This is a genomic window from Streptomyces beijiangensis (assembly GCF_017315755.1).
In the GTDB taxonomy this organism is placed as follows: domain Bacteria; phylum Actinomycetota; class Actinomycetes; order Streptomycetales; family Streptomycetaceae; genus Streptomyces; species Streptomyces beijiangensis.
The window spans coordinates 1-4,630 of the sequence record NZ_JAFLRJ010000496.1; the positions used below are offsets into that span (position 1 = coordinate 1).

General features: G+C 67.0%; 4 protein-coding genes. 3 read left to right on the forward strand and 1 reads right to left on the reverse strand.

The window, feature by feature from the left end; all coding sequences use genetic code 11:
- Window positions 1-117: 117 nt before the first annotated feature.
- Window positions 118-1,317: an NAD(P)-dependent malic enzyme gene (locus J0695_RS35785; RefSeq protein ID WP_206968944.1), complete on the reverse strand. Its 1,200-nt coding sequence runs from the start codon at window positions 1,315-1,317 to the stop codon at window positions 118-120.
- 525 nt (window positions 1,318-1,842) lie between these two features.
- Between J0695_RS35785 and J0695_RS35790 the strand changes: the two genes are divergently transcribed.
- From J0695_RS35790 to J0695_RS35800, 3 genes are read left to right on the forward strand one after another with little or no spacing between them, the layout of a single operon-like run.
- Window positions 1,843-2,808, forward strand: coding sequence for an ABC transporter substrate-binding protein (locus tag J0695_RS35790; RefSeq protein WP_206968945.1), 966 nt, complete (start codon window positions 1,843-1,845; stop codon window positions 2,806-2,808).
- Window positions 2,809-2,857: 49 nt separating this feature from the next.
- A complete protein-coding gene (locus J0695_RS35795; protein ID WP_206968946.1) occupies window positions 2,858-3,793 on the forward strand; it encodes an amino acid ABC transporter permease in 936 nt (311 codons plus the stop codon).
- Window positions 3,790-4,557: an amino acid ABC transporter ATP-binding protein gene (locus tag J0695_RS35800; protein WP_277990073.1), complete on the forward strand. Its 768-nt coding sequence runs from the start codon at window positions 3,790-3,792 to the stop codon at window positions 4,555-4,557. The genes J0695_RS35795 and J0695_RS35800 overlap by 4 nt, the downstream gene beginning before the upstream one ends.
- Window positions 4,558-4,630 lie beyond the last annotated feature (73 nt).

Genomic DNA, 4,630 nt, shown 5'->3' on the forward strand with positions numbered 1-4,630 from the left:
GCCTGGTGCCTGCTTGTACGTGACCGCACAGACAAGCTCAGCCAAATCAAGCCCCTCCGGCGATTGAGGAGCGGGGGTCCGGGGGCGGAGCCCCCGAAACCACCCCGCAACCCGCACTTACCTGCGCGCCACGCCCTCCGCCCGAGCCGCCGCGGCGACCGCAGCCGTGACCGCCGGAGCGACCCGCTCGTCGAACGGCGACGGGATCACGCAGTCCGCACTCAGCTCGTCCGCGACGACCGCCGCCAGAGCCTCCGCCGCCGCGAGCTTCATGCCCTCGGTGATACGCGAGGCCCGCACCTGGAGCGCACCCGCGAAGATGCCGGGGAAGGCCAGGACGTTGTTGATCTGGTTCGGGAAGTCCGAGCGGCCCGTGGCCACGACCGCCGCGTACTTGTGGGCGATATCGGGGTGGATCTCCGGGTTCGGGTTGGCCATCGCGAAGATGAACGCGCCCTCCGCCATCGATGCCACCGCGGGCTCGGGAACCGTACCGCCGGAGACTCCGATGAAGACGTCCGCGCCCTTGAGCGCCGCCTCCATCGGGCCGACCAGACCGGCCTTGTTGGTGAAACCCGCGACCTCGCGCTTGATGTCGGTGAGGTCCTCCCGGTCGGCCGAGACGATGCCCTTGCGGTCGCACACCGCGACATCGCCGATACCGGCCTCGATCAGGATCTTCGCGATGGCGACACCGGCCGCGCCCGAGCCCGAGATCACGGCCCGCAGCTGTCCGAGCGAACGCCCGGTCAGCACCGACGCGTTGCGCAGGGCCGCGAGCGTGACGACCGCCGTACCGTGCTGGTCGTCGTGGAAGACCGGAATGTCCAGCTCCTCCTGGAGCCGCTTCTCGATCTCGAAGCACCGCGGTGCCGAGATGTCCTCCAGGTTCACTCCGCCGAAGGACGGGGCGAGCCGCACCACGGTCTCGACGATCTCGTCCACGTCGGTCGTCGCGAGCGCGATCGGAACCGCGTCCACGCCGCCGAACTGCTTGAAGAGGATCGCCTTCCCCTCCATCACGGGGAGGGACGCCTCGGGGCCGATGTCACCAAGACCGAGCACCGCTGTCCCGTCCGTCACGACGGCGACCACATTGGGCTTCCAGGTGTAGTCGTGGACCAGCTCGGGGTTCTCCGCGATCGCGCTGCACACCTTGGCGACTCCGGGCGTGTACGCGAGGGACAGGTCGTCCCTGTCGCGCACCGGCACCGTGGCCTGGATGGCCATCTTGCCGCCGCGGTGGAGCGCGAAGGCCGCGTCGAAGGGCTCTTCTGTCGTGCTGTCGCTGCGAGGATTGACGATCTCCGCTGCCATTGGATTTACCCCTTAAGTCTTCATCAGTTGAGGGTGGCCACTCCTGGTTGGAGGGGTGGGCGGGCACCGCGTCCGTGTCCTGCGCCAGGGGGTTGGCCCGCCCGGGCAGGGAGAGGTACAAACGCGCGGGCGCGCCGCACACGCGCCCTGAGCCCCGGATGAGGGGTGTAAAGAGCTTTTCTACCGGATGGACGGGGTCGGGCACGAGCGCGTATCGGCGCCGTGACATGACTCATAGCCGAATATCTGGACAAGTCCGCTACACGGCGTCAAACACGTCCATCAGGCGAGATATGCCGGAGATCCTCCGGCCGGAAGGCTTCATTCCCACAGATGGTCCGGCCTTGCAGTACCGGCCAGTTGAGGAACGGGGGTGACCCGTTACCCGATTTTGACATGGCTGGTCCCCTGAATGGGCTAGTCCGAATGGCAAGATGCCGTAATCACACACGATCGCCGCACGCAAGGACGCGTACGCGGTCGGAGCCAGATCGGTAACTCCCCACCTGCCGGAGGATCCAGACCATGACCGCAAGCACCACCCGTCGTACGACCGCACAGAAGTCCCGTATAGCCGCGGTCGGCGCGATCGCGGTCGCCGGCGCCCTGCTGCTGACCGCCTGTGGCGACCAGACGAAGAGCGACGACACGAAGACGTCGGACTCCTCCAAGTCCTCCGCGCCCCTCGCCAACCTGCTGCCTGCGGACGTCAAGGCCAAGGGCACCGTCAAGGTCGGCTCCGACATCGCGTACGCGCCGGTCGAGTCCACGGACGCCTCGGGCAAGACGGTGGGCATCGACCCGGACATCGCCGAGGCCATCGGCAAGCAGCTCGGGGTGAAGTTCGAGTTCCAGAACGGCAAGTTCGCCGACCTCATCGCCGGTCTCGCGGCCAAGCGGTACGACATCGCCATGTCGGCCATGACGGACACCAAGGACCGTCAGAACGGCATCGACAGCGACACCAAGCAGAAGGTCGGCGCGGGCGTCGACTTCGTCGACTACTTCACCGCCGGTGTCTCGATCTACACCAACAAGGGCGCCACCAAGGGCATCAAGACCTGGGACGACCTCTGCGGCAAGTCGATCGGTGTGCAGACCGCCACCTTCTCGCAGGACCTTGCCAAGGCCCAGGCCAAGAAGTGCACCGCGGCCGGCAAGAAGACCGTGAAGATCGAGGACTTCCCGACCAACCCCGAAGCCGAGACGCGCATGCGCTCCAAGGGCGTCGACGCGGTGTCCGCGGACTTCCCGATCGCCGCGTACTCGGTGAAGCACTCCGGTGACGGCAAGTACTTCGAGATCGTGGGCGAGCAGGTCGAGGCGGGCCCGTACGGAATCGCGCTCGCCAAGGGCAACGACAAGCTGCGGGACGCCGTCCAGGCCGCCCTCAAGGCGATCATCAAGAGCGGCGAGTACGACAAGATCATCGCAAAGTGGGGCGTCGAGGCCGGCGTCAACCACGACGCGAAGATCAACGGCGGCTCCTGACCCGCGTGTCCGTACGGCTCATCCACGGGGGACCTGAAAGGCACCATCGGTGACTGTTGACGTCAGCAAGACGGACGGCCCCGCCGACACTCCGCCGCCCGCTGCCGGACCGGAGGCCATCAAGGCCGTCCCGGTCCGGCACCCGGGGCGCTATGTGTCCGCGGTCGTCGCGATCGGCCTCCTGGTGGCGATCGTCTACGCCTTCTCGCAGGGCAAGATCAACTGGGGCACCATCCCCGACTACTTCTTCAACGACCGGATCGTCTCCGGCGTGTGGAAGACCCTCGAACTGACCGTGCTCTCCATGGCCATCGGCATCGCGGGCGGTCTGCTGCTCGCCGTGATGCGGATGTCCAAGAACCCGGTGACCAGTTCCATCGCCTGGTTCTACATCTGGTTCTTCCGCGGCACCCCGGTCCTGGTCCAGCTCTTCGTCTGGTTCAACCTGGGCCTGGTCTTCGAGTACATCAACCTCGGCCCGCTCTACAAGGACTACTGGGCCAGCTTCATGACGCCGCTGCTGACGGCGCTCCTGGGGCTCGGGCTCAACGAGGCCGCGTACATGGCCGAGATCTGCCGCGCGGGCCTTCTCGCGGTCGACGACGGCCAGACCGAGGCCGCCCACGCGCTCGGCATGAGCCACTCCAAGACCCTGCGCCGGATCGTGGTCCCGCAGGCGATGCGGGTGATCGTGCCGCCCACGGGCAACGAAGTCATCAACATGCTCAAGACCACCTCGCTGGTCTCGGCGGTGCAGTTCCTCGACTTGTTCAAGGTGGCTCAGGACATCGGGCAGACGTCAGGGTCACCGGTGGAGATGTACTTCCTGGCCGCCGCCTGGTACTTGGTGATGACGTCGATCTTCAGCATCGGCCAGTACTACCTGGAGCGGTACTACGCGCGCGGCTCGACCCGCGCCCTGCCGCCCACCCCGCTCCAGCGCATCCGCAAGGCGCTCGGCCGCCCCTCGGGAGGTAAGGCATGACTGCCACTGCGATGGTGAAGGCCGAGGGCGTACGCAAGTCCTACGGCAGCGTCGAGGTCCTCAAGGGCATCGACCTGGAGGTCGCCCCGCAGGAGGTCTTCTGCCTGGTAGGCCCGTCCGGCTCCGGCAAGTCGACGTTCCTGCGGTGCATCAACCACCTGGAGAAGGTCAGCGCCGGGCGGCTGTCGGTCGACGGCGAGCTCGTCGGCTACCGCCAGAAGGGCGACAAGCTCTACGAGCTCAGGGACAGCGAAGTCGCCCTGAAGCGCCGGGACATCGGCATGGTCTTCCAGCGCTTCAACCTCTTCCCGCACATGACGGCGATCGAGAACGTCATGGAGGCCCCGATCCAGGTCAAGGGCGAGACGAAGGCGGTCGCCCGCGCCCGCGCCGAGCGTCTGCTCGACCGGGTCGGCCTCTCCGACAAGGCAGGGAACTACCCCTCGCAGCTCTCCGGCGGCCAGCAGCAGCGCGTCGCCATCGCCCGCGCGCTGGCGATGGAGCCGAAGCTGATGCTCTTCGACGAGCCGACCTCCGCGCTCGACCCCGAGCTGGTGGGCGACGTCCTGGACGTCATGCGGGGTCTCGCCGAGGACGGCATGACGATGATCGTGGTCACCCATGAGATGGGCTTCGCCCGTGAGGTCGGCGACTCGCTGGTCTTCATGGACGAGGGCGTGGTCGTCGAGGCGGGCAGCCCGCGCGACGTACTGACGAATCCGCAGCACGACAGGACGAAGGCGTTCCTGTCGAAGGTCCTGTAGACGATTCAGCCGCTGCAGGCGTACGGACATGAGCGGGGGGCGGTACGGATTCCCGTACCGCCCCCCGCTCATG

Coding starts and splice junctions, on each gene's coding strand:
- J0695_RS35790 (WP_206968945.1), top strand. CDS start 1,843: ATGACCGCAAGCACCACCCGTCGTACGACCGCACAGAAGTCCCGTATA.
- J0695_RS35785 (WP_206968944.1), bottom strand. CDS start 1,317: ATGGCAGCGGAGATCGTCAATCCTCGCAGCGACAGCACGACAGAAGAG.
- J0695_RS35800 (WP_277990073.1), top strand. CDS start 3,790: ATGACTGCCACTGCGATGGTGAAGGCCGAGGGCGTACGCAAGTCCTAC.